The 21369-nt window shown below is 73.3% G+C and carries 23 protein-coding genes and 1 pseudogene; 12 read left to right on the plus strand and 12 right to left on the minus strand.

All coding sequences use genetic code 11. From position 1 onward, the window contains the following. The first annotated feature begins 46 nt into the window (after positions 1-46). From ABD811_RS35120 to ABD811_RS35135, 4 genes are all read left to right on the plus strand, one after another. Positions 47-349, plus strand: coding sequence for a hypothetical protein (locus tag ABD811_RS35120; RefSeq protein WP_344956382.1), 303 nt, complete (start codon positions 47-49; stop codon positions 347-349). 85 nt (positions 350-434) lie between these two features. After that, positions 435-590 (plus strand): hypothetical protein, encoded by a 156-nt coding sequence (locus ABD811_RS35125; protein ID WP_344956384.1) that lies wholly within the window; start codon positions 435-437, stop codon positions 588-590. Between the two features lie 178 nt (positions 591-768). Further along, on the plus strand, positions 769-936 hold the full coding sequence (locus ABD811_RS35130; protein ID WP_344956386.1) for a hypothetical protein: 168 nt from the start codon (positions 769-771) through the stop codon (positions 934-936). A gap of 134 nt (positions 937-1070) precedes the next feature. After that, positions 1071-1559 (plus strand): glutathione peroxidase, encoded by a 489-nt coding sequence (locus tag ABD811_RS35135; protein WP_344956388.1) that lies wholly within the window; start codon positions 1071-1073, stop codon positions 1557-1559. A gap of 49 nt (positions 1560-1608) precedes the next feature. On the opposite strand, the gene ABD811_RS35140 is transcribed toward ABD811_RS35135, so the two are convergent. Next, positions 1609-2223 carry a TetR/AcrR family transcriptional regulator gene (locus tag ABD811_RS35140; protein ID WP_344956390.1) on the minus strand — a complete coding sequence of 205 codons (615 nt, stop codon included), beginning with the start codon at positions 2221-2223 and terminating at the stop codon, positions 1609-1611. 195 nt (positions 2224-2418) lie between these two features. Here ABD811_RS35140 and ABD811_RS35145 point away from each other — a divergent pair, with 195 nt between their 5' ends. After that, positions 2419-2703 (plus strand): DUF3303 family protein, encoded by a 285-nt coding sequence (locus ABD811_RS35145; RefSeq protein WP_344956392.1) that lies wholly within the window; start codon positions 2419-2421, stop codon positions 2701-2703. A 15-nt stretch (positions 2704-2718) separates the two neighbouring features. Here ABD811_RS35145 and ABD811_RS35150 read toward each other — a convergent pair whose 3' ends face one another. The 4 genes from ABD811_RS35150 to ABD811_RS35165 all read right to left on the minus strand — a co-directional run bounded on the left by ABD811_RS35150 (position 2719) and on the right by ABD811_RS35165 (position 8645). Continuing rightward, positions 2719-3261, minus strand: a complete 543-nt coding sequence (locus tag ABD811_RS35150) for a methylated-DNA--[protein]-cysteine S-methyltransferase (RefSeq protein WP_344956394.1) — start codon at positions 3259-3261, stop codon at positions 2719-2721. Between the two features lie 98 nt (positions 3262-3359). Further along, positions 3360-6008, minus strand: a complete 2649-nt coding sequence (locus tag ABD811_RS35155) for a DUF7824 domain-containing protein (protein ID WP_344956396.1) — start codon at positions 6006-6008, stop codon at positions 3360-3362. After that, on the minus strand, positions 6005-7381 hold the full coding sequence (locus tag ABD811_RS35160) for an SWIM zinc finger family protein (RefSeq protein WP_344956397.1): 1377 nt from the start codon (positions 7379-7381) through the stop codon (positions 6005-6007). The genes ABD811_RS35155 and ABD811_RS35160 overlap by 4 nt, the downstream gene beginning before the upstream one ends. 40 nt (positions 7382-7421) lie before the next feature. After that, positions 7422-8645 (minus strand): homocitrate synthase/isopropylmalate synthase family protein, encoded by a 1224-nt coding sequence (locus tag ABD811_RS35165; RefSeq protein ID WP_344956399.1) that lies wholly within the window; start codon positions 8643-8645, stop codon positions 7422-7424. A gap of 144 nt (positions 8646-8789) precedes the next feature. On the opposite strand from ABD811_RS35165, the gene ABD811_RS35170 reads away from it, so the two are divergent. The 4 genes from ABD811_RS35170 (at position 8790) to ABD811_RS35185 (ending at position 11938) form a co-directional block, all read left to right on the plus strand. Continuing rightward, positions 8790-10061: a citrate/2-methylcitrate synthase gene (locus ABD811_RS35170; RefSeq protein ID WP_344956401.1), complete on the plus strand. Its 1272-nt coding sequence runs from the start codon at positions 8790-8792 to the stop codon at positions 10059-10061. A 61-nt stretch (positions 10062-10122) separates the two neighbouring features. Continuing rightward, complete coding sequence (locus ABD811_RS35175; protein ID WP_344956403.1) at positions 10123-10485, plus strand: hypothetical protein; 363 nt, start codon at positions 10123-10125, stop codon at positions 10483-10485. A gap of 113 nt (positions 10486-10598) precedes the next feature. Then, on the plus strand, positions 10599-10928 hold the full coding sequence (locus ABD811_RS35180; RefSeq protein WP_344956405.1) for a DUF3817 domain-containing protein: 330 nt from the start codon (positions 10599-10601) through the stop codon (positions 10926-10928). Positions 10929-11014: 86 nt separating this feature from the next. Further along, positions 11015-11938, plus strand: a complete 924-nt coding sequence (locus tag ABD811_RS35185; RefSeq protein WP_344956407.1) for a bifunctional helix-turn-helix transcriptional regulator/GNAT family N-acetyltransferase — start codon at positions 11015-11017, stop codon at positions 11936-11938. A 589-nt stretch (positions 11939-12527) separates the two neighbouring features. On the opposite strand, the gene ABD811_RS35190 is transcribed toward ABD811_RS35185, so the two are convergent. From ABD811_RS35190 to ABD811_RS35210, 5 genes are all read right to left on the minus strand, one after another. Beyond that, positions 12528-12716, minus strand: coding sequence for a hypothetical protein (locus tag ABD811_RS35190; RefSeq protein WP_344956409.1), 189 nt, complete (start codon positions 12714-12716; stop codon positions 12528-12530). Between the two features lie 131 nt (positions 12717-12847). After that, positions 12848-13159: a hypothetical protein gene (locus ABD811_RS35195; protein WP_344956411.1), complete on the minus strand. Its 312-nt coding sequence runs from the start codon at positions 13157-13159 to the stop codon at positions 12848-12850. Between the two features lie 39 nt (positions 13160-13198). Then, positions 13199-14080, minus strand: a complete 882-nt coding sequence (locus tag ABD811_RS35200; RefSeq protein ID WP_344956471.1) for an alpha/beta fold hydrolase — start codon at positions 14078-14080, stop codon at positions 13199-13201. 70 nt (positions 14081-14150) lie between these two features. Continuing rightward, positions 14151-15053, minus strand: coding sequence for a glycoside hydrolase family 5 protein (locus tag ABD811_RS35205; protein WP_344956413.1), 903 nt, complete (start codon positions 15051-15053; stop codon positions 14151-14153). A gap of 144 nt (positions 15054-15197) precedes the next feature. Then, positions 15198-15638, minus strand: coding sequence for a MarR family winged helix-turn-helix transcriptional regulator (locus ABD811_RS35210; protein ID WP_344956414.1), 441 nt, complete (start codon positions 15636-15638; stop codon positions 15198-15200). Between the two features lie 82 nt (positions 15639-15720). Here ABD811_RS35210 and ABD811_RS35215 point away from each other — a divergent pair, with 82 nt between their 5' ends. Continuing rightward, a complete protein-coding gene (locus ABD811_RS35215) occupies positions 15721-16902 on the plus strand; it encodes an MFS transporter (protein ID WP_344956416.1) in 1182 nt (393 codons plus the stop codon). 258 nt (positions 16903-17160) lie between these two features. Here the strand turns inward: ABD811_RS35215 and ABD811_RS35220 are convergent, their stop codons facing one another. Further along, entirely contained in the window at positions 17161-17958 is a 798-nt protein-coding gene (locus ABD811_RS35220; protein WP_344956418.1) for a methyltransferase domain-containing protein, read from the minus strand. 37 nt (positions 17959-17995) lie between these two features. Continuing rightward, positions 17996-18457 (minus strand): annotated as a pseudogene (locus ABD811_RS35225) (epoxide hydrolase family protein); the annotation flags it as partial. Positions 18458-18514: 57 nt separating this feature from the next. Here ABD811_RS35225 and ABD811_RS35230 point away from each other — a divergent pair. Next, on the plus strand, positions 18515-18790 hold the full coding sequence (locus ABD811_RS35230; protein WP_486303620.1) for a WYL domain-containing protein: 276 nt from the start codon (positions 18515-18517) through the stop codon (positions 18788-18790). A gap of 129 nt (positions 18791-18919) precedes the next feature. Beyond that, a complete protein-coding gene (lon, locus tag ABD811_RS35235) occupies positions 18920-21319 on the plus strand; it encodes an endopeptidase La (protein WP_344956420.1) in 2400 nt (799 codons plus the stop codon). Positions 21320-21369 lie beyond the last annotated feature (50 nt).

The raw sequence follows: 21369 nt of genomic DNA on the forward strand, positions 1-21369 counted from the left end.
CCGGGCCGCGCCGCCGCATTAGATGCCGCCGCAATAGAGTCGACCCATGTCCGATGCCACGCCCGACGCCGCCGGCCTGGAACGGCTGCCGGCCAAGGAACTGCACGACAGGGCGATCGCACGCGCCAGGGAGCGGCGCGACGTCGGCTTCCTGTGGGAGCTGCTGCGCGCGATCCCGGCGGCCGCGGCCGCCCTCGGCGAGCAGGACCGCGCCACGTTCGACCTGCTCCACGGGTTGTCACTGCTGGAGGAGTTCACCCACGCGGGCGAGGGCGAGATGGCCGAGGCGCTGCGTCCCCTCTACACCGAGTACCTGACGCGCCACGGCATGCCCGCCGACCGCGCTTGACGTTGTCTTTTCGCCCCCTTGGCCCGCTCGGTGCCGCCACCGGGAATCACTGAGCGTGGAGCTTCTGCTACAGAAGGTGGGGGACGTGAACAAGAAGTGGTTCAAGATGGCGGGGCTCGCCTTCGTCATCTGGTACATCGTCAGCCGGCCGGAGGCGGCGGCCGGCCTGGTCAACCAGAGCCTGGGCGGCCTCGGCAGCGCCGCCGAGTCGTTCTCGACGTTCGTCAGCGCCATCCCCTGACCTGGGACGGGGGCGGGACGCAACCCCGGGACGCCGGAAGGACACGTGATTCTTCCGTCGCGGGGGATCATCCGCTTGCCGTGCCGTCACAGTAAACTCGCGCTTTGCGGGCAGACGCAGACGGGCACAATTGGATCGGGTCATTGTGTCGCTGCGCTACTAGAGGGACGGCATCGGGATGTTGAAGAAGTATCTCCGCTACGGGGCCATCGCCTTCGTCATCTTCTACTTGCTCAGCTCGCCGCAGGACGCGGCAGGTGTCGTCAACAACGCGATCGCGCAGTTGGGGAACGCCGGTACCCAGCTCGGGTCGTTCGTGACCTCGATCAACCTGGGGCAGGGTTAGCGAACACGGGGCGGGCTCCACGCGGCGGTAGCCCGACGCGCCGCCAGGGGCCCCGCCCCGCGAGTGTTCCGTCCCACCCGTGACCGCCGGCAGGTCGCGGACGAGGCGGAGGGGCATCTCCTAAGATCGGCCCCATGTCTGTCTACGAGGTGGAGATCGGCGGTCTGCGGGGAGGCTCCGCGGACCTCCGGCAGTACCGGGGCAAGGCCGTGCTCGTCGTCAACGTCGCCTCCAAGTGCGGCCTGACTCCCCAGTACGCCGGGCTGGAACGACTCCAGGAGCGGTACGCCGAACGCGGGTTCACCGTGCTCGGCGTGCCCTGCAACCAGTTCATGGGCCAGGAACCGGGCACGCCGGAGGAGATCGCCGAGTTCTGCTCGACGACCTACGGCGTCACCTTCCCGCTCACCGAGAAGGTCGAGGTCAACGGCGAGGGGCGGCACCCCCTCTACCGCGACCTCGTCGGCTTCGCCGACGCCGAGGGCTACACCGGCGACATCCGCTGGAACTTCGAGAAGTTCCTGCTCGCCCCGGACGGCACCGTCGTCGCGCGCTTCGCCCCCCAGACCGAGCCCGAGTCCGAGGAGATCACCGCCGCGATCGAGGCGAACCTCCCCGGCTGACCGGCAAGGCGCGGCCCGCCGGCCCCGGCGGCGCCGCCCACGGCGGCTCTCAGGTGTCGGGAGCGTTCCCGGCGCCGGCGGTGTCCACCCCCGCCAGGCCGTGGACGGCCTGGGCGACGGCGGTGCGGACGATGGTCTCCGGGTCGGCGGCCTGCCGCTGCGCGGCCCTGGCGGCGGCGTCGACGATGCCCTGCACCAGTGCGGCGCGCAGCCGCGGGTCGGGGACGCCGCCGTCGGCGAGCGCGGTGACCAGCGGGCGCAGCAGCTGGGCGTGGCCGTCGCGGATGCGCTCGCGCGCGGGTTCGGCGAGCGCGTGCTCGGCCAGGGCGACGGCCGCGGCGTGGCGGCCGTCGGTCATCATCTCCAGCTGCGCCCGCACGTACGCCTCGACCTTGGCGACCAGGTCCGCCGGACCGGCCAGGGCCTGCTCGACCGCCGCGGCCCAGCGCGGCAGCTCGTCCTCGACGATCGCGGCGACCAGGTCGTCCCTGGACCGGAAGTACTCGTACAGGCTGGGCCGCGACAGCCCCACCCGCCGGGCCAGGGCGGCCAGCGACAGCCGTTCGGGCCCCTCCTCGGCCACCAGCGCGCGCCCGGCGTCCAGGAGCGTGCGCAGCTGACGCGCGCGGTGCTGGGCGACCGTGGGCTCGCTGATTCTCGGCACGCCTCATTCTACTTTCGCCGCCGTCACCGCCCGGCGGGAACGCAGCGGAGAACCCGGAGACAACCCGGAGAGAACGCGGAAAGAACCCGAGAAGAACCCGTGAAGAACGCTGCCGGGGAACGCCCGGGCGTGTCGGGTTTAACGGTCTTTGTGCAGGTAAGGGGACCGCCACTGGTCGACTGAGGAGGCCGAGCAATGATGTGGTACTGCCGATTCCGCTACCAGCCCGGCGTACGGGCTGAGGACGTCCGCCACCGCGTCCTGGAGCAGCACGACAAGGGCCTGACCCATCCGGAGAAGATTCGCGGCTGGTACAACCTGGCCGGCGGCGGCGCGGGCTTCATGCTCCTCGAGACGGAGAACCCGCAGGAGCTGACCGAGATGCTCGAACCGTACATGGACGTGGTCAACTGGGACGTGCACGCGGTGTACGAGCTGCCGTACGAGCAGATGATCGACCACTTCCGCCGGCAGCGCTGACCGCGCGGCGGGTCGTCAGGGCCCCCGGTCCAGATCCCAGTCCAGCGTGGCCGGCAGGGCGCCCTCAAGGGTGAGCAGCCAGCGCTTGACCTCGATGCCGGAGCCGCCGCTGTAGCCGCCCAGGCCGTTGGCCGCGACCACGCGGTGACACGGCACGACGATCGGGATCGGGTTGCTGCCCATGACCTGCCCGATGGCCTGCGGGGGCACCCCGGTGCCGCTGCGCTCGCCGAGTTCGCCGTAGGTCACCAGCGAGCCGTACGGCACCGACTCGTACAGCGTGGCGAGCACCTGCCGTTGCAGCCGCGACGTCAGCCGCCAGTCGACCGGCAGGTCGAACGGTTCCGTCTTACCGGCGAAGTACGCGGCGAGCCGTTCCAGCGCCGGGGCGGTGCGGGCGGGGTCGTCCACCACGGGCAGGCCGACCGCGGCCGCGACACGGGCGCGCTCGGCGGGGGAGTCGTGCCAGCCCAGGCGCACGACTCCCTCCTCGGTCGCGCCGACGAGCAGCGTGCCGAGCACGGTCTCGACCGCGCCGAACGCCAGTGTCCGCGTCATCGGCCCTCCATCTCTCCGCTCACCGCGGCCCTACCGCCATGGACGAATACCTGCACCTCCCCATCGTCTCGCCTCTGCGCACCCTCTCGGGACGCGGGTCATGAGGTGGTCAGGAGGCGGTGGAGGCGGGCCGCTTCGCGGACCAGGCGGCTGCTGCCGCCGCGCGCGGCCACCTCCGCCAGGCCGGGGATGTCGGCCCTCGCGCCGATCGTCTCGGCCGTCTGCGTGGCGAGGGCGATCAGGTCGGGGAGGGCGACGGGCGCGCGCCGGCCCGGTGGCGGGAGAAGGCCGGGCAGGGCGGCGGTCAGGACGGCGAAGACGTCCTGGCGGGCGCCCGCCTGTGCGGCTTCGGCCAGCGAGTCGGTGACGCGCTTGAGCTTGATGTGGCCGAGCCCTGCCAGGGTGCCGATCGCCTCGCCCATGGCGGCCGCGGGGAGCCGGCGCCGGCCGCACAGGGCGAGCAGGGCGTCCACCGCGCCGACACGTTCCTTGGGGAGCATGGACAGGCCCAGGGCCAGCGCGGACGCGGTGGCCGCTCCGGCCGGGCCGTCCGCCTCGGCCAGCGCCAGCAGCACCTCGCCCTGCCCCTCCCGTGACTCGGTCATGAGGACCAGGTAGGTGAGGAGGTGCGCGGCGACCACCTCCCGGTGCGAGGGCAGCAGGGACGGCCACCAGGACAGCAACGCCACGTCGTAGACCGAGTCGACGGCCTCCTGGGGGGAGTGGCGCAGCAGGAGCCGGGCCACCGGGCCCTCGGCGTCCGGGGCCGACACGGTCGACAGCAGGAAGTCGGTCGTGGAACTCTGCGCACTCTCGAAGTACACCGCGCGGTCGGGGGCGTGGTGGACGGTGCAGGTCACGGACGGGTCGGGAAGGCCGCCGGCCATGCGGGACGCGGCGGCGCGTCCGGCCGGGGAGGTCAGGCGGCGGGCCCGGGAGACGACGTCCGCGTCGATCCGGCGGGGGAGCCTCAACAGGGCCTGGTCGAGGTCGACCGGTCCTGGCTCCAGGTTCTCCTTCTCAAGGCGTTCGAGACGCTCGACCAGCACCTCGGGGTCGATGTGGCCGGACGTTTCGGTGGGGGTCGCCAGCAGCAGCGGCACCCGCCCGATCGCCTCGGCCGTCTCCAGCGCGCGTCGCAGCAGGACGCGGTTCGCGGCGGGCCACCGGTCGATCGAGGCGCCGGACGCCCGATGGCCGCGGACCTTGTGGCGGGGCGGCACCAGCGGCCGGATGGCGGAGGAGATCCAGGTCACCGGGTGGCCGGTCCGAATGTTGTAGTGGAACTCCAGCCACGGCGCCACGCCGTAGGCCACCCGGCGCAGCGTGGTGCGGGCCCCCTCAGGATCGCGGTAGGCCAGGGCGACCACGCCCGCCAGGAACCGTTCGCCGTCGGCCATGTTCGCGTCGCCGCGCAGCCCCGTCCGCGCCGCCTCCTCCAGGTCGGCGAGGGACCCGATCGGCGGGGGCAGGGGACGCGGGGCGGGCGCCGGGGGAGCGAGCGGGATCGGGACGGACGGCTGCGGGTCGGGCGGCTCCACCGGCCCGACGGCCGCCGCGAGCAGGTCGCGGGCCTGGCCGTGCAGGGCGCCGGCCGCCTGCCGGACGGCCTCGCGCGCCTCGTCCCCGGCCCTGCCCGCATGCCTGGCCGCGATCCTGGCGGCGCGTTCCTGGAGGTCGAGGGCCTCCTGCCCGAACGCGACCGTGAGCGCGGTCAACGCGGCGTCGACCCGGTCGCGGGGACGCGCGGTGCGGTCCAGCCAGGTCAGCGCGGCCCGGACCAGCTTCTTCTCCGGACGGAACAGCAGCGCCTCGGCGGCCTCGGTGAACGCGGCCTCCTCCAGCGCACCCGCCTCGTCGACGCGGCGGACCTGCTCCAGCGCCAGTTCGGCGACGCGCGCGGGGGCGGCGGGCAGCAGCCGCAGGTAGTCGCGCAGCCGCGCCGTGCTCTCGGCGACGGTCGGCTCCAGCGCGTCGTGCAGCACGCCGTACCAGCGCAGATCCTGGACGGCGCCGCCGCGCAGGAGACGGCGCACGCATCCGTCGAGCAACAGCGAACGGTCGACCTGCCCGGCGGCGGCCATGCGGACGAGGCTGTGGACCCAGCCGTCGACGCTCCAGCCGCCGGGGTCGAGCAGGCGGCCCGCCGCGTCCATCTCGAACAGCCCGGGCAGCAGAGCGCGGAAGAACGGGTCGCCGGGGTCGATCTCCCCCGGGAACGTCCACCTGATCCAGCCCGCCACGAAACCGTCGTCCAGCGGAGGCGGCTCGCCGGAGTCGCGCGCGAGCCGCTCGGTGATCCGCCAGGCGACGCCCCTGTCGTTGTCGTTGAGGGGCAGCCGCGCGGCCATCCTGCGCGCCACCTCGGCGCGCCAGGCGGCGGGACGGTCGGCGACGACCTCGGCGATCAGGTCGACGACGGGCGCCGCGGAGGCGTGGAAGGAGAACGTCCGCAGGTCCGAGCGGCACAGCCAGGTCGCCACCGCCGCCGCGCCGCCGAGGCAGCCGGCGCCCGCGACCTTGAGGGCGTTCGCCCGGGCGGCGTCCGCGCCCCAGATGTTCCACCGCTCGCCCCGCATCTCCTTGAACAGGTCGGGCAGCCGCCCGCCGACCAGCCGCCGTTCGTCCTCGCGGAGCAGCGCGAGCTTGGCGGCAACGTTCGCCGGATTGCCCTCGCGGATCTGCGTGCTGACGATCCGCCACGCCCGGTCGGCCCTGGTCTCCCCGCTCATCGTCTCCCCGCTCATCGCGCGGCCTCCGCCCGACGGTCGCGGACCATCCGCGCGGCCAGCACGTGCTTGCAGGGGCCGCGGCCGCCGCGATACTCCACCCACCACGGGCAGGTGCAGGAGGCCTCCTGCGTGTCGCCGGCGAACCGGACCCGGCGCTCCCCGCCGCCGGTGGTGACGACGGCGACGCCCGGTTCGGTGAACCGCACGTGCCCGCCGTCCGCCAGAGCGCGCGCGTCGCGCAGCCGGGGGTTGAGGGCGGTGACGCGTTCGGGGGCGTACGGCAGTTCACGGTGGAAGAACGCCGCCTCGGCCGTGTCGTACCCGACGCGTCCGGCGGTGCCGAGCTGGGTCAGCGCCGCCCGCACCCGTACGAGGTCCAGGCCCGCGCGGTCGGCCAGCAGGTCCGGTTCGACGCGCGGCTCGAAGTCCAGCAGCGCGCCCACGATCTCGGCGTCGTCGGCCGCCTGGTCGGTGGCCAGCGCGTCCAGCACCGCGCCCTCGCCGGAGAAACCGCGGGACGGCTCGGGCGACAGCGTCAGCACGTACCGCATGCCGGGCAGCTCCAGCTCCCACGCGCTCGACAACGGGGACGCGTCGCCGGGCGAGGCGGCGGGCCCGTACACCCGCAGTGCCCGGGCGAAACGCAGCAGGGGCAGCATCGTCCGCAACCGGTCCGGCCCGGACAGGCACACCGCCCCCGGGGCGGGACGGGACGTCAGGCGCAGCCCCCGCCCCGCCGGAACCGCCCACATCGTGCCGCGCGCCGCCTGCGGCAGGCCGCGCAGGAACCGCACCGCCTCCGCCTTCGCGAGCTCGGCGCGCAGGTCGAACCCGGCGGTGATGACCTGCAGTTCGGCGAAACCCCGCAGCCAGCGGTCGGGCAGCGGCACCTTCTTCTCCACCACCGCGCCGTCGAGCGTGGTGACGGCCAGTTCATCGGCGCCGACCGCCAGATGCAGCGGGTCGGCGCCGCCCACGCGCGCCAGGGCCTCCCGCAACGGCCCGTTGACGTCGACGTTGGTGGTGCCGCGTTCGTGGACCTCGCCGTCCAGCGCCTGCTGCAGCACGTCCAGCCGCGCGTACACGCCGCCGCACGCCGAGAACGACTCCAGCCGCAGCCGGTCGCCGTTGCACGTCACCACCGGGTCGCGGAACGCCGTCGGCATCGGACGGTGGTAGCGGGTCTGCGCCACGTCCGCCAGCCCCAGCAGGGCCGCCGCCGCGGGCGCCGCCTGCGTCAGCAGCCCGCTGAAGAAGTACGGGTGGGCCTGCGGCCCGGCCGCCGTGGTGCCGCCCGAGGTGGACAGCCCCAGCAGCCCGCCGGACAGCCCCGAGGGCCGCCGGTAGCTGTATGTCTGCGCCGGTCCCGCCGTCGCCGTGATCGCCATGGCAGGAACCTAGACGGCGGATGCGACAATTTCCGCCGGATCAGTCCAGCCCGCCGGGGAACAGCAGCGCGAGCTCGTGCGGGTAGGTCGCGATCAGGCGCAGCTCGTCGTCGGTCAGCGGACGGCCCGTCATCGCGTTGCACAACTGGACGAGCCTGAACGCCGTCTCCTCGTCCGCGGGTTCCACGCCCAGCCCGTCCAGCACGTGCCGGAACCCGGCGCGGCCGCCGTACTCGCCGGTCAGCACGACCCGCCCGCGCCGCGCGTGCCAGTCCTCGGGGAAGGGGCCGAGCGTCTCCTCGTCGTACAGCTCGTAGTTGCCGTGGTCCTTCAGGGCCCCGTCGGCGTGGATGCCCGACTCGTGCGCGAACGCGTTCGCCCCGACGCCGACCTGGTTGTACGGCAGCGGCTGGCCGAGCGCGTAGCTCGCCCACAGCGCGAACCGCCGCGCCCACGACAGGTCGAGCGGATCGCCGATCTCGGCGCGTCCGCCCAGCCCGAAGCCGTGCCGGAAGGCCAGGATCGTCGACAGCAGGTCGGCGTTGCCGGCCCGCTCGCCGATCCCGTTGACACAGGTGTTGACCCAGGCGTCCTGCCCCGCCTCCAGGTCGCCCAGTGCGCCCGACACCGAGTTCGCCACCGCCATGCCGAGGTCGTTGTGGCAGTGCGTCTCGACCGGCATCCCGGTCGCGGCGGCCAGCTTGGCGAACCGCTCCCGGATCCGGTCGGGGGTGTCGCCGCCGATCGTGTCGCAGTAGCGCACGCGGTCGGCGCCCGCCTCCTTGGCGGCCAGCGCGAACTCGGTGAGGAAGCCGTCGTCGGTGCGCGAGCCGTCCTCGGCGTTCACCCCGACGGTGCGCGCCCCGCCGGCCTTGGCGGTGCGGACCGCCTCGGTCATCTCCCGGATGATCGCGGCGCGGTCCAGGCGTCCCCGGAACTTGTTGGCGATCATGTAGTCGGACGTCGAGATGGACAGGTTGTAGTGCGCCAGGCCGAGGGGCAGGGCCTGCTCGACGTCCCGGGCGACCCCGCGGCACCAGCCCGACAGCCGCAGCCCGCCGAACGCGCCCGCCTCGGCCAGCGCGACCTGCGCGCGCACGTACGGCGCCTCGTGGAACAGGAACGGGAAGCCGATCTCCGACTGCGCCACGCCGAGACGTCCCAGGTAGAAGTTCACCATCGTCTTGCCGAACTTCGACAGCCCGGTGCGGGCCGTCTGCACGCCGTCCCGGTTGGTGACGTCGAGGAAGTGGATCCGGGGCATGACACGCCGCCTTTCGCTCATCGGGGGATCGCTGCGCCGGGAGCCGCTCGCCGGGAGCCGCTCGCCGGGGGAGCCCGTCGCCCCAGATTGACACTGCCGTCCACATGTATCAATATTGACGAAAATCAACATGAGGGGCGAGGGATGGCGGAGAACGCGCAGGCGGGGGAGTGGATCGACGCCGCGGCGGCCGCGCGCCGACTCGGTGTGAAGCCCGCCACGTTGTACGCCTACGTCAGCCGCGGCGTGCTGCGCCGGCGGCGCGACCCGGACGGGCGGCGCAGCCTGTTCGACGCCGCCGAGGTCGAGGAGCTGGCGCGGCGCGGCCGGCCCCGCCGCCCGCCGGGCCCGGCCGAGCTGGTCATCGAGTCGTCCGTCACCGCGCTGGGCGCCGACCGCCCGTACTACCGCGGCCGCGACGCCCTCGAACTGGCCGGTGAACGGCCCTTCGAGGCGGTCGCCGCCTGGCTGTGGACGGGCGAGCCCGGGTCCGGCGAGGCGGGGCGGTGGCGGGCGTCCCGCGAGGGCCTGGCCGCCGCGGTCGCCGCCCAGTCCGGCCTGCCCGCCGACCTGCTCCCGCTCGACCGCCTCCAGGTGATCACCACGGCGCTCGCCGCCACCGACCCGCTGCGCTTCCACCTGGACCGTCCCGGCGTGATCGCCACCGCCCGCGCCCTCATCGCCGGCCTCGTCGACGCGCTGCCCCGCGTGGAGCCCGCCGCGCCGTCCGTCGCGCCGCCCGCCGGCGGGGGCGGCGCGCCCGCCGGAGGCGAGGGCGAGGGGACGATCGCCGAGCGGCTGTGGGGGCGGCTGTGCGGCGCGCCGCCGTCGCCGGGGCTGATGCGGGCGCTGCAGGCGGCGCTCGTGCTGATGGCCGACCACGAACTGGCCGCCTCCACGCTCGCCGCACGGGTGGCGGCCTCCGTCCGCGCCGACCCGTACGCGGTGGTCGCCGCGGGGCTGGGCGTGCTGAGCGGGCCGTTGCACGGGGGCGCCTCCTACGGCGCCGAGCTGATGCTCGCCGAGATCGGCGAGCCGGGCCGGGCGTCCCGGGTGATAGGCGAGCGGCTGCGCGGAGGCCAGCGCATCCCCGGGCTCGGGCACAGCGTCTACAAGGCGGGGGACGCCCGCTTCACCCGCCTCTACGAGCTCGTGTGCGACGCGGCGCCGGGCCACCGCCGGCTCGACGTCGTCGCCGCCGTCCTCGCCGAGGCCGAACGGCGGCGCCTGCCCGCCCCCAACAGCGACATGGCGCTGGCCGCCCTCACCTCGGTCGCCGGGATGGTCCCGGGCGCGGGGGAGGTCGTCTTCGCGGTGGCGCGCACCGCCGGGTGGATCGCGCACGCGCTGGAGGAGTACGGGCGCAGCGGCCCCCTGCGGCCCCGCGCCGTCTACACCGGACCGCCCCCGACCTGATGAAACGTCGATGACCGGGGGCGGTCACGGCCTTGGCGGACCCCGGGGTAGGCTCGGTGACGTGCGAAGGTTCTTCACCCCCGGATGGCTTGGGCTGCACGCCCTGGCGATCGTGCTGTTCGTGGCCTTCCTCGGCTTCGGGTGGTGGCAGTTCGACCGCGCCCAGGCGGGCAACGACCGCAGCTGGGCCTACACCTTCGAATGGCCGATCTTCGCCTGCTTCGTGATCGTCATGTGGATCAAGATGATCCGCGACGAGCTCAAGGGCGATCCCTCGACCCGCGCGCCGAAGGTCATCGAGGAGCCCGCCGAGGCCAAGGTGAAGCAGGAGATCATCCGCCGGCAGGAGGAAGAGGACCCGGAGCTGGCGGCCTACAACCGCTACCTGGCGCGGCTGAACGCGCAGGCGGGCCGCCCCGACTGACCGTCACCGGGAGCCGTCCGCCGCCTGCGCACCCCCGAGCCCGGCACCCTCACGCCGCCGCGGCACCCGCGGCGGCGTCGTCCTACCAGGACTCGCTGAGAAAGGTGTGATCTGTGGAAGCGGCCATCAACCGGTACCGCATCCTGGCGATCGTCGTCGGCGTGATGCTGCTGATGGTCGTCTTCGTCGGCATGCCGATCCGGTACATCGGCGGCAACGGCACCCCGTCGTCGATCATCTCCCCGATCCACGGCGCCCTGTACATCGTCTACCTGGCGATGGCCTACGACCTGTGGCGCCGGGCGCAGTGGCCGCTCAAGCAGATGGTGCTCATGGTGTCGGCGGGGCTGGTGCCCTTCCTGGCCTTCTTCATCGAGCGGCGGATCGTCCGGGAGGCGCGGGCGGTGGCGCGCGCCGCCGAGCAGCCGGTCGCCGAGGTCTGAGCCCGCGCCGCGGCCCGCGCCGCCCTCCGGCTGGACCTCGCCCCCGCAGATATGTTTGACTGAGTCAAACGTTCTGGAGGTGGCGCATGACGATCTCGGCGGAGGACGTGTCGACGGTCCGCTCGTTCAACCGCTTCTACACCCGCGTCATCGGGGTGCTCGGCGACGGGCTGATGCACACCCCGTACTCGCTGACCGAGGCCAGGGTGATCTTCGAGCTGGCCCAGCGGGACGCCACCGAGGTGCTGGACCTGCGCCGCACCCTCGACCTGGACGCCGGGTACCTGAGCCGCATGCTGGCCCGCTTCGAAAGCGACGGCCTGGTGCTGCGCGAACGCTCCCCGGGTGACGCCCGACGCCAGATCGTCCGGCTCACCCGGCAGGGCCGCGAGGTGTTCGCCATGCTCGACGAGCGGTCCGTCGCCGAGATCCGCGACATGCTGGAGCGGCTCCCGGACGACGAGCGGGGGCGGCTCGTCACGGCCATGCGGACGATCCGCGGCATCCTCGACGGCGAGGCCCCCTCGCGCACCGTCGCGCTGCGCCCGCTGCGTCCCGGCGACCTGGGCTGGGTGGTGCAGCGCAACGGCGCCCTCTACGACGCCGAGTGCGGCTGGGACCGCACCTACGAGGCGCTGGTCGCCAAGGTCGTGGCCGACTACGTCGACGGCCACGACCCCGAACGGGAGAACGCCTGGATCGCCGAGGCCGACGGCGAGCCGGTCGGCAGCGTGTTCTGCGTGCGCCGCGACGACCGCGTGGCCCAGCTGCGGCTGCTGCACGTCGAGCCGAGCGCGCGCGGGATGGGCGTCGGCACGGCCCTGGTGGACGAGTGCCTGCGCTTCGCCGCCGCCGCGGGCTACCGGGAGATCATGCTGTGGACCACGGCCCTGCAGAAGGCCGCCCGCCGCGTCTACGAGCGCGCCGGGTTCGAGCTGGAGCTGGAGGAGGAGCCCGTCGAGCGGTTCGGCACGCGCATCCACGGCCAGTACTGGCGCCGCCGGCTCTGACACGGGACGGCCCGCGGAGACGGGCGGTCTCCGCGGGCCTGGTACCGCAGCGGTACTCGATTCATCTGTGCGGACGGCCCGGGAACGGGGTCGGGACAGGGGTGCCGGACCGCCCTGCTGATCGCTTGCCTGTGCCACTCACCTCCCTTCGGGGACGGCCGTACGGCCGTGCGGGGAACGGCCGCACGCATGATCGCGTGACGCGCCCGTGTGATGGTCGGTGCGGACGGGGGGCGCCGGTGCCGCGGGGGCGTACGGCACCGGCGCCCGGGGGAACGCCCGGCCGTGGGCCGGGCGCCCGTCGTCCGGGAGCCTGCCGCCGCACCGCGCTCCTGCGGCGACAGGCCCGCCTTCGGCCCGGAGCGGCCGAGGGCCCGAGGCGTGCCGCCGGGCGCAGGCACCGCGGGCACCCGAACGCGCAAGGGGGCGATGCCGGGTGCGGGCCGACGCGCCGGGACGGTCCTCGGCCGTCCGGACGAGGTCGTGCGACGGGGCGGACGGAAGGGGTGCGCTGACCCTCGCCGTGTGCGGCATGTGACCCCTCCTCGATCCACCGGGTCGGGCCTTTACCGGCCCGGAGGGTTGACCTTCACTCGCTGTCACGATCTCGTTGCGGTACGTACCCCCAGGTCATGGCCTCGTAAACGCCGCCCTGGGAAGATCTGTGATCGGACGCCGCCGTGCGCGCGGCGGCGATGACGTGCTCGCCCACGCCGCGCCGGGCGCACGCGGTCAGCACGACGACGCGGCACAGGCCGAAATAGAAGACGCGGCGCATGCCGAATGAGAAGACGCGGCACAGGCCGGATCAGAACCCGAACGGGCCGGCGGCGAGCCCGTTACGCCCACGCGCCGCGCCCGGTTCGTCCTCGCAAGGCGCCGCCCCCTGCCGGGAGCCGCGCCGGCGACTCACGGCAGCAGCCGCAGCCGGATTTCTTGGAGCAGCCTCTGCCGCTGGAGCTCCTCCTGGCGGTCACGGGGCCGGAACCTGACGAGGCCCTCCTCCATCACCTGCCAGAACTGCTGGTGCGGCGTCATGAGGTTCTGCTGCAGCAGGCGCCGTATCTCCGGAAGCTCCAGGCTTCCCACCTCGGCGGACACCAGTTGCTGACCTCGGCGCTCGGCCTGCTCCTGCCGGATCGCCAGCAGGAACCCCACGATCCCGACGAGCGCGACCGCCACGACGATGACGACAGTGTGCGGCGCCAATCCAAGATCCATGCCTTCGAGCCTGCCCCCTCCGCCCCCATCCCGCAACCGTCAATGGCGGGGGAGGGGGTGACGGCCGTCGAGGAATGCGGTCAGGGCGGCGGCGAGGTCGTGCGGGGCCTCTTCGGCGATGTGGTGGCCGCAGTCGATGACCGTTCCGCGCACGTCCGTCGCCCAGTCCCGCCAGATGGCGAGGGGGTCGCCGTACAGTTCCTCCATGTCGTCCTTGGCGGCCCACACCACCAGGGTCGGGGCGGTGACGCGGCGGCCCGCGGCGCGGTCGGCGTCGTCGTGGGCCCGGTCGATCCCCAGGCCCGCGCGGTAGTCCTCCATCATCGCGTGCACCGTCTCAGGGTCGTGGATCGCGGCCTTGTAGTCGGCCCAGGCCTCGGGTTCCATGTGCGCGTCGGTCGCGGTGTACCAGGCGTCGGGATCGGCGTTGATGACCTGCTCGGCGGGTTTGGCGGTCTGGCCGAAGAAGAACCAGTGCCACCAGGAGGCGGCGAACCTCGCGTCGCAGCGCGCCAGCGCCTCCCCGATCGGCACCGCGTCCATCACCACCAGCGCCGACACGGCGTCCGGATGGTCCAGCGCGGTACGGGTCGCCACGTAGGCGCCCCGGTCGTGCCCGGCCACCGCGAAACGTTCGTGGCCGAGGGCGCGCATGAGGGCCACGCAGTCGGCGGCCATCGCGCGCTTGGAGTACGGCGCGTGGTCGGGCGTGGTCGGCGGTTTGGACGACCGGCCGTAGCCGCGCAGGTCCGGGCACACCACGGTGTACCGCTCGGCCAGCAGCGGCGCGACCTTGTGCCAGGTCGCATGCGTGCGCGGATGGCCGTGCAGCAGCAGGAGGGCGGGCCCGGAGCCGCCGTGCCGCACCCGCAGCTCGGCCTCGCCGACGTCCACCCGCTCCAGCGTGAAACCCTCGAAGATCATGACATGCCGGATTCCCCCAGACGCTCCAGGCAAACGGCACCGCCGGCGTGGTCCGTTGGGCGAGGCCTCACGAGGGGAGCAGGGCCCGCAGAAGCGGCTCGCGCCAGGTGCCGCTGCGCGGGTCGAACGCCCCGAAGTCGGTGCCGAAGTCCCAGTAGCACCAGCCCGATCCGAGCCGTTCGGCCTCCGCGCGCACGAACGACGTCCACCGCACCCTGGACTCCTCGTCGGCCTCCATGTAGGCGCCGAACTCCCCGATGAACAGGGAGACGCCCTGCTCGTCCGCCCAGCGCGCCGCCTTCTCCAGGTCGTCCCGCACGCGCTGACGGTCGGCGTCGTCGCCCCAGGTGGTGCCCAGCCAACGAGCGGCCCCGGGCACCCACGGCGCGCCCTGGTGGGTGAACTCGAACGGCGCGTAGTAGTGGACGGTGGCCATCAGGTGCTCGTCGGCGGGCAGGGCGAGTTCGGGGAGGGCGTCGACGTCGTTCATCCGGGCCGACCCCACGATCACCGTGCGTTCCCGGTCGTGGGCGCGTACGGCAGCGAGTCCCTCCCGCAGCAGCTGGTTCCACAGCCGGGCCGTCAGCGCGTCGCGCGGCTCGTTGAGCAGTTCGAACAGCAGCCGCGCGTCGTGACCGGCGTAGTGTTCGGCGATCTGCCGCCACAGGGCCACGAAACGCGTCGCGTGCTCCTGCGGAGCCTCCTGCAGCTCGTGGTAGTGGTGCACGTTCAGCACGACGGTGAAGCCCCGCCGAAGAGCCGCGTCCACGGCTTGGTCGACGCGGCGGAAGAAACCCGGTTCGATCGTGTGGGGGGCGGCGTGTCCGGCGTGCGCGGACCACCGCGCCGGCAGGCGGACGGTGTCGAATCCGGCCGCGCGCACCGAGTCGAAGTGCTCGTCCCTCAGGGGCAGCCGCGGTGAGTCGTCGCCGAGGTGGTCCAGGACGTTGCCGAAGTTGATCCCGCGCACGGGCTGCCGCCTTTCCGTCGGGGGCGCGGACCAGGCCAGTCCGCGGCCGGTCGCGGTTCGTTTGCAGTGAGCCGCCCGCCCAGCTCGCGAGGTCCCCGCGGGCAAGCTGCACCCGTCCTGGCGGGAGCGGGTCGGCCGCCGTGTTCAGGTGACGAGGGCTTGGAGCAGGTCGCGCAGGGATTCCTGTTGCGCGGGGCTGAGCGCGGCCAGCGGCGAGTGGGCGTTCAGCCGTTCCAGGACGTTGGCCCGGCGGCGTTCGCCCGCGGGTGTGAGCACGATCCGCTTGGCGCGTCGGTCGGTCGGGTGAGGCTGCCGCTCGATCAGACCCTGGTGCTCCAGCCGGTCGAGAACGAATGTGGCGTTGGAGGCCTCGCAGACCATCCGCCTGGCCAGCTCCCGCGCCGTGATCGGGTCCGACAGCTCTCGCAGCGCGATCACCTGGGTGGGGGTCAGGCCCAGCTCGTCGGCGACGGCGCGCACGTGAACGTCCAGCTTCTGGGTGAACCGGTGGACGAGCTTGCACACGTCCCGGTCGATCTGCCCCTCCGCCACCGGATCCGCCACCGCGTCACGTCGCTCCGCCATGCCGTCAGTCTAGTCGGACTGTTTCGAGTCATGATAGTTATGACTCGGAACATACGAGTTCGAATTATATTGGGGCGATGCCATGCCGCTTCTGGTCTTCTCTCTCATGCTGGTGGTCTTCGGCCTGACCACCGGGGAGTTCGTCATCGCCGGGATCCTGCCGGACGTGGCGCGCGAGCTGTCGGTGTCCGTTCCGGCGGCGGGACTGCTGGTCAGCGCCTACGCCCTCGGCATGATCGTCGGAGGGCCGGTGGTCACCACACTGACCGCGCGGCTGCCCCGCCGACCGCTCATCGCGGGGCTCGTCGCCACCTCCATCGTGGGGAACACCGCCTCGGCCCTCGCACCCACCTACCCGGTCCTGCTGGCCGCGCGTTTCCTCGCGGGTCTCGTGGTGGCCACCTTCTTCGCCGTCGCGATCTCCACCGCCGTCTCCACCGCCCCCGCCGGCAGGCAGGCCTCCACCGTGGCGCGGTTGACGCTGGGCATGAACCTGGGGATCGTCGCCGGAACTCCGCTGGGCACCTTCATCGGTCACAACCTCGGCTGGCGGGCGACCTTCGCGGCGGTCGCCGCGTTCAGCGCCGCCGCCCTGGCCCTGGTGCTGCGGTCGATGCCCGACCAGCCCGCCCCGGCCGTCGGCTCGCTGGTGGGCGAGCTGCGCGTGTTCACCGGACGGGACGTCATGCTGGCCATCGCCCTCACCGCGGCGGGGAACCTGGGGGTCGTCACCGTCTTCAGTTTCCTGGCACCACTGGCCACCGATGTCAGCGGGTTCTCCGACGAGGCGGTGCCGCTGCTGCTGCTGGTGTACGGAACCGGCGCCGTCCTCGGCAACTTCCTGGGCGGATGGCTGGCCGACAAGGCGCTCATGCCCTCCCTGGCCGGTCTGCTGACCGTCCTGGCGGGCGCGCTCGCGGTGGGCTGGCCGGCCAGTGGCCATCGGGTCTCCGCCGCGGTGCTGTGGTTCCTGCTGGGTGTCCTGGCGTTCGCCATCATTCCGGGCATGCAGACCCGCGTGGTGGCCACCGCCCAGGCCGCCCCCACCCTGGCCGTCGCCGTCAACGCCTCCGGCTTCCAGCTCGCCGCCGCGTTCGCCGGATGGCTCGGCGGACGGCTCATCGACGGCCCCGGACCGCGCTCGATCTACCCCGTCGCCGCCGCCCTCACCGTCGCGGGCCTGCTCATCGCGCTCCACGCGCTGCGAAGCGACCGCCGTCCCGCCGCCACACCCGCCCCCCAGGAACCGGCCGCCCACCCCTGACGCCCACCCCTGGCGATCACACGAGGAATCCATGGATACGACGGCACGGCCGCTGAGCGGCAAGGTCGCCCTGGTCACCGGCGGATCGCGCGACACCGGCACGGCAACCGCCCGCGCGCCGGCAGCAGACGGCGCCGCAGTGGCGATCAGCTACACCGCCTCCGCCGGCAAGGCCGGCGACGTGGTCACCGCCATCGAACGCGCGGGCGCGCGCCACCGCCCACCGCGCCGACCAGAGCGACCCGCTTGTCCCCGTCGTCAGAGGCGTCGGCCGATCGTTAGGACGGCGGACCAGTGCCGGGTGAGTCGTCCGTCTGGGCGGGCGGCGAGGCGGCGGCGGATCTCGCGGTAGAGGTGTTCGCGTTTGGCGGCCTCCATCGCGATGTGGCCGGAGAAGGTGTCGAGCAGCGCGATGTACTCGTCCGCGGTGTAGCGCCGGGCCCAGACGTAGCGCCGCGTCGCGACGAGTGAGAAGTGGCCGGACGTCTCGAACTCGGTGGCGGTGGCGTCCGGCTGGTCCTCGGGTGGCGGTGGTGGCCAGGAGCCGCCGTCGCCTTCGCCGATCTCGTCGTAGACGTGTTGGATCTCGGTGAAGAACGGGTCGAAGCCCTCGGGGAAGGCATGCCCGGCGCCCCAGACGGCCAAGTGGCCGTCTGGGGCGAGGAGGGCGGCGGCCTTGGCGTACTTGACTTCCGGGTCCACCCATTTCCAGGCGGTGGCCGCGTAGATGAGATCGAAGAGGACGCCGGCCGGTGGCTCCCAGCCCTCGAAGGACGACGTGATCACCGAGACGTCGGGGAAATCCGCGAGGTTGTCCCGTGCCTCCGCCGCCAGGGCGGCGCCGAGTTCGACCGCGGTGATCTTGAAGCCCATCCGCGCCAGCGGCAGCGTGGCCGTCCCCGGGCCGCAACCGACTTCGAGCAGGTGCGCGGGTGGTTCGATCCCCGTGACCGCGACCAGGTCGGAGAACAGCTCGGCCGGATAGCCGGGGCGCGCGCCTTGATAGAGGGCAGCCGCTCTGTCGAAGGTGGTTCGCAGCCGACGGTCGTGGGACATGCTCCCAATGTCGCATGTCCCGGCTGCCCAGGGCGGGCTTCGTCCCGTACCGCTCGTAGCCGAGACGGCGCATCAACTCCGTCCAGGTTCGTGCCACGCGTGCCGCGGTCCAGCCGGTGCCGCGTGGCGGTGCGGAGAAGCCGAAGCCCGGTACGGAGGGCACGACGACGTGGAACGCCTGGGCGGGATCGCCGCCGTGCGCGCGGGGATCGTTGAGGCGGCCGATGAGATCGGCGAATTCCACGAACGAGTTCGGCCAACCGTGCGTGAGGACGAGCGGCAGGGCGTCGGGCTCGGCCGAGCGTACGTGCAGGAAATGGATCTCCTGACCGTCGATCTCGGTCACGAACTGCGTGAATTCGTTCAGTCGCGCCTCGTGCCGGCGCCAGTCGTACTCGTTGCGCCAGTAGCCGGCGAGCTCCCGGAGGTCGGCGACGGGAACGCCGCGGCTCCAGCCATCGCCGGGATACGGGTCCCCGCCCGCGTACCGCCCGAACAGGACGCGGCGGCGTTCGTCACCGGCAAGCTGTACTCGCTCGCGCCCACGTACGAGGTGGTGGCGACTCTGCGGCTTCCGGCAGGCCAGGTGGAGCGCCGGCTCGGCGCCGCCGCCGGAGACATCGAACCGATCGACGACCGCAGTTGCCGCCTGCGTGGACCGGCCGACACCCTGGAGTGGACCGCGTCACGCCTGCTCATGCTCGGCTGCGAGTTCGAGGTGCACGAGCCGCCAGAGCTGGTGGCGTATCTGCGCGCCCTGGGCGCCCGTGCCACCCGCGCCGCCCAGGCCCCAGGGGGCGCCCGGACGGGGCGGCAGGGCGGTGATCGCTGAGAGCGAACGTTGCAGAGGAAACAAAATCTTGCTCCGTTTTCTTGAGTGAGAGTGACTCAACCTTGTTGGGTCCCGCAGGGCGGTTCCCGGGGGACGGGGGCCGACGCTGATATGGACTTGGAGCGGAGCATGAGCGAGACCCTGACGCTGCCGGTGCTGCCCCTGGACGACGGGGCCGTTCTGCCCGGCATGGTCGTCCCCCTCGACCTGTCCGAGAACGAGGTGCGGGCGGCGGTCGAGGCGGCGCGGGCCGCGGCGCGGACGACCGGGCCGGGCATACGGTCGGCGCCCAAGCCGCGGGTGCTGCTGGTGCCCCGGCTGGAGGGGCGGTACGCGGCGGTCGGGACGCTGGGCGTGGTGGAGCAGGAGGGACGGCTGCCGGACGGCGGGCCGGGCGCGGTGGTGCGCGGTGTGGCGCGGGTGCGCATCGGCACCGGGACGACCGGGCCGGGCGCGGCGCTGTGGGTCGAGGGCACCCGGATCGAGGAGCCGCCCGCCAACGGGCGCGCGCAGGAGCTGGCCAAGGAGTACAAGGGCCTGGTGAGCGCGATCCTGCAGAAGCGGGGCGCCTGGCAGGTCGTGGACGTGGTGCAGCGGATCGACGACCCGTCGGCGCTGGCCGACAACGCCGGGTACGCGCCGTACCTGTCGCAGGAGCAGAAGATCGAGCTGCTGGAGACCACCGACGTGGTGGAGCGGCTCACCCTGGTCATCGGCTGGGCGCGCGACCACCTGGCCGAGCTGGACGTGGCGGAGACGATCCGCAAGGACGTCCAGGAGGGCATGGAGAAGACGCAGCGCGAGTTCCTGCTGCGGCAGCAGCTGGAGGCCATCCGCAAGGAGCTGGCCGAGCTGAACGGCGAGCCCGCGGGCGAGGAGGACGACTACCGCGCCCGCATCGAGGCCGCCGACCTGCCGGAGAAGGTGCGGGAGGCCGCGCTGAAGGAGGTCGACAAGCTGGAGCGGGCGTCCGACGCCTCCCCGGAGGGCGGCTGGATCCGCACCTGGCTGGACACGGTGCTGGACATCCCGTGGAACACCCGCACCGAGGACGCCTACGACATCGCGGGCGCCCGCGCCGTCCTGGACGAGGACCACGCGGGCCTGGACGACGTCAAGGAGCGCATCGTCGAGTACCTGGCGGTGCGCAAGCGGCGCGCCGACCGCGGCCTCGGCGTCGTCGGCGGGCGGCGCAGCGGCGCGGTGCTGGCGCTGACCGGCCCGCCCGGGGTCGGCAAGACCTCGCTGGGCGAGTCGGTCGCGCGGGCCATGGGGCGCAAGTTCGTGCGGGTCGCGCTGGGCGGCGTGCGCGACGAGGCGGAGATCCGCGGGCACCGGCGCACCTACGTCGGCGCGCTGCCGGGCCGCATCGTGCGCGCCATCCGCGAGGCGGGTTCGATGAACCCGGTGGTGCTGCTGGACGAGGTCGACAAGGTCGGCGCCGACTACCGGGGCGACCCGACCGCGGCGCTGCTGGAGGTGCTGGACCCCGAGCAGAACCACACCTTCCGCGACCACTACCTGGAGGTCGAGCTCGACCTGAGCGACGTGCTGTTCCTGGCCACCGCCAACGTCGTGGAGGCCATCCCCGGGCCGCTGCTGGACCGCATGGAGCTGGTGCGGCTCGACGGCTACACCGAGCACGAGAAGGTGACCATCGCCCGCGACCACCTGCTGCCCAGGCAGCTGGACAAGGCCGGGCTGGAGGCGTCCGAGGTGGCCTTCGACGACGCGGCGCTGCGGCGGCTGGCGACCGAGTACACCCGGGAGGCGGGCGTGCGGTCGCTGGACCGCTCGATCGCCCGGGTGCTCCGCAAGGTCGCCGCGAACGTGGCGCTGGGCCGCGAGACGCTGCCGGTCACGGTCGGCGCGGACGACCTGAAGCAGTACCTGGGACGGCCCCGGCACACCCCCGAGGTGGAGCTGAGCCGCTCCGAGCGGCGCACCGCGGTGCCCGGCGTGGCCACCGGGCTGGCGGTCACCGGCACCGGCGGCGACGTGCTCTACATCGAGGCGTCGCTGGCCGACCCGGAGACCGGCGACACCGGCGTGACACTGACCGGCCAGCTGGGCGAGGTGATGAAGGAGTCGGCGCGGATCGCCCTCAGCTACCTGCGCTCGCGCGGCGCCGAGCTGGAGCTGCCGGTCGGCGACCTGAAGGACCGCGGCGTGCACATCCACGTGCCCGCCGGGGCGATCCCGAAGGACGGGCCGAGCGCGGGCATCACGATGACCACCGCGCTGGCGTCGCTGCTGTCGGGCCGTCCGGTGCGGGCGGACGTGGCGATGACCGGTGAGGTGTCGCTGACCGGACGGGTGCTGCCCATCGGCGGCCTGAAGCAGAAGCTGCTGGCGGCCCACCGGCAGGGCATCACCACGGCCATCGTGCCCAAGCGCAACGAGCCGGACCTGGAGGACGTCCCGGCCGAGGTGCTGGAGAAGCTGACGGTGTTCGCCGTCAGCGACGTCCGCGAGGTCCTGGAACTGGCCCTGGAACCCGCCACCAACGGCACCGCCGTCGCCGCGTGACGACGGCCCCTGCCGACGCCCGCGCCGGAGAGCGTCCGGCGCGGGCGTCG

The sequence above is a fragment of the Actinomadura miaoliensis genome, assembly GCF_039536785.1.
Lineage (GTDB): Bacteria > Actinomycetota > Actinomycetes > Streptosporangiales > Streptosporangiaceae > Spirillospora > Spirillospora miaoliensis.